Genomic DNA, 2,584 nt, shown 5'->3' on the forward strand with positions numbered 1-2,584 from the left:
TGCCAATATGTAGATCACTGGGGAGATTAGCCCACTAGCAACGACTTGGGTGGCTCGCACCCGTAACTTTAGCCAGTCCCCCCACAAAACCGTGAGGCTATCTGTGACTATAGTCGGTAACTGGGACCCTTTGAAGGTGTTGTGATGGGGCAGTGATAGATTGGATTTCACAGTATTGGTTTAAATTAAGTTAATTTTCCTTTACATTAGTCAATATTACTACCGACGACCACAAGATTCTATGCATGAGCACCATTGTCATTAATCCTAGGGTAGGCACTGCCTAGGCTGTTCACTCTAGGACTTGATTGATGGTATGAGTTCATGCATAATCTGTGTGACCAGGTTGCCAGGATCTGCCCATGATACAAGGATACTTTAGCTCAATTGAGCGTCTGGCCAATTTATTTAAGCAAAGCCGTGATCGTTGGAAGCAAAGAGCGAGTGAGAAGCAACAGAAATTGCGAGCACAAGAAATCCGGATCCGGGACAAGCGAGAAAAGTCGAGCCCTGTGGTTTCGACGAGCCCAGATAGCGGAAAAGGAGGTGCGAGCGTATCGTCAACAGAGCTCATCCCCATCGGTTAGCCCCCTGTCTGATCAGACAGCAGTCCCCCCCCGTCCGTAGGCGGCTCTGCCACCGTTGGGATTGTTGAAACCCAAAGCACTCTGTTAGCCAGCCACCATTATGGAGCATTGACGATTAGCTTAGCCATCTCGAAAGTGGTTGAAAGTTTAAGCAGTTTCCGGGGAGCCTCGAAAAATTTGGCCCTATTGAGTCGGTTCATCGGTCAAGTATAACCCGAGTTATAGTAGTATTCGGCAATGGGTATTGCGGATGGGACTATACTTGCTACAGCGTCCGGGGCGAGTACCGTCACGACTGGCGTGTGCATTGCCGATCTGACCCTGGAATTAGGGGCTCACAAATGCTTAGTAGTGTTAGGAATCAGCCAAGCCCGGTGGAAGAACATCGTGGAGCAATCATCTGGGAAATTGTGCTATCAGGACTTGTCATTACTAGCGTTAAAGGTCATGAAGAGCACTCTTCGGAGACTTGATCTACCCAATCCTCGAAGCGGTTGGTGACCAGGTCGGGGTTCCCTTACAGCTTGTCTGGGACCAAGGCAGTGATCTCTATAAGGGCATTCGGTTGTACCATCAAGCTCATCCTTCTGTGCCGGTGACCTATGATGTCACCCATCAAAGTGCCCGATTACTCAAAGGTGAGTTAGAGCTCGATCCAATCTATCAACGCTTTGTCAGTCGGTGTACCCGCAGCCGTCAACAGTTGCAGCAGAGTCCATTATCTTTTTTAAGACCACCCGCACAACGAGCCAAAGCTCGATACTTCAATATTGACACCTGATTGGAGTGGGCCGGGCCTCGTATTGGCCGATCAGAAGCAGCAGGATTTCTCAAGGGTCAATCCCGGCTACTGCGCGCGATCCGAGTGCCTTAAAAACCTTGAGTGAGCAGTTAACTGCTGAGGTCAATGGGGCCTTAAAACCCCTTAAACAAAAGCCATTTCCTGACCAGAAAGCCTTTATTGAAGCCCTCAAAGGGTGTCTTTCAGAGGCAGTTTTCTTTGAAGTTGGTTCCTTAATTTGCCAAACCGCTGACCTCGGTAGACGGTACTTTCCGGAAAAATTGGGTTGGGTGTCGGACTATCAGGAGGCCCTCGAACCCTTCAACCAGATGCTTTTCTTAGTGCGCACCCTTCAATACCAGCAAAAGCCATCAAGGGTTTAACCAACACTCGAAAACAGACTTTATCAAACAAACAGCTGATTTAACCTGATCGAAACGGTTAGAGGACTTATCGCCTACGTTAATTGCCTATATTGACCATGAAACCACAGCATTGCCTCCAAAACAGCCCCTACTTGCCTATCCGTGATATCATCGAGTCCCTCTTTGGTAAATATAAACTGTTTTCCCAAAGGTCATCCCTCAAGCATATGGGGCATTTACTCTTGACACTGCCTCTGCTCACCACCCAGTTGACCTCTGAACTTGTTAAAACTGCCATGGAAACAGTTTCCTTCTGTGATGTCCAACATTGGTATCGACAGCACTTTGGAGAATCTCCCGTGGGCCTTGCGTCGGGCTATTTTTCAGGCTACAAAAATTGACATAGAAACTGCATGAACTTTTATCTGCATAAGGGATTCAAACTCAACAGCCCTTGCAGTGCCTACCAACGGGCTTTGTAAGGTGATCTGTATTAAGCACTGCCCACCATACATGAACTTTTGGTCGTCTGGAACCTTTACCCTTCAACGGTTTTAGCTCTTTCGCTGTTTCTGACTCTCCCTAATTGTAAAAAACCTACCCTTGTAAGCCTCAGGTCACCCCGTCATATCAAGTCTGGTTGAATACCCATAATTAAGGGGCCCGGGCGCGGGGAGGGTGGGGAGGGTGGGAAGTGTGGGGAGATGGGGAGATGGGGAGATGGGGGAGATTTTTATTAAGGGTAATTATCCTGACATGATGTCAGAGGACAATTATATGCCTACATGTAAAGTTATATTACGAAATGTAACATTGATGAGCGCGTTTATAAATGAGATGTAAACGTAAGA

4 protein-coding genes are annotated in these 2,584 nt (G+C 47.6%); all 4 read left to right on the forward strand.

Annotated features, from left to right (window positions below):
- Positions 1 to 1,056: 1,056 nt before the first annotated feature.
- The 4 genes from F6K51_RS35995 (at position 1,057) to F6K51_RS36010 (ending at position 2,576) form a co-directional block, all read left to right on the forward strand.
- Positions 1,057 to 1,368, forward strand: coding sequence for a hypothetical protein (locus tag F6K51_RS35995; protein WP_293030642.1), 312 nt, complete (start codon positions 1,057 to 1,059; stop codon positions 1,366 to 1,368).
- A gap of 98 nt (positions 1,369 to 1,466) precedes the next feature.
- A complete protein-coding gene (locus F6K51_RS36000) occupies positions 1,467 to 1,751 on the forward strand; it encodes a hypothetical protein (RefSeq protein ID WP_293030644.1) in 285 nt (94 codons plus the stop codon).
- 98 nt (positions 1,752 to 1,849) lie between these two features.
- Positions 1,850 to 2,134 (forward strand): hypothetical protein, encoded by a 285-nt coding sequence (locus tag F6K51_RS36005; RefSeq protein ID WP_293030646.1) that lies wholly within the window; start codon positions 1,850 to 1,852, stop codon positions 2,132 to 2,134.
- A gap of 277 nt (positions 2,135 to 2,411) precedes the next feature.
- Positions 2,412 to 2,576: a hypothetical protein gene (locus F6K51_RS36010; RefSeq protein ID WP_293030649.1), complete on the forward strand. Its 165-nt coding sequence runs from the start codon at positions 2,412 to 2,414 to the stop codon at positions 2,574 to 2,576.
- Positions 2,577 to 2,584 lie beyond the last annotated feature (8 nt).

It is taken from the genome of Moorena sp. SIO3I8 (genome assembly GCF_010692325.1).
Classification (GTDB): Bacteria; Cyanobacteriota; Cyanobacteriia; order Cyanobacteriales; family Coleofasciculaceae; genus Moorena.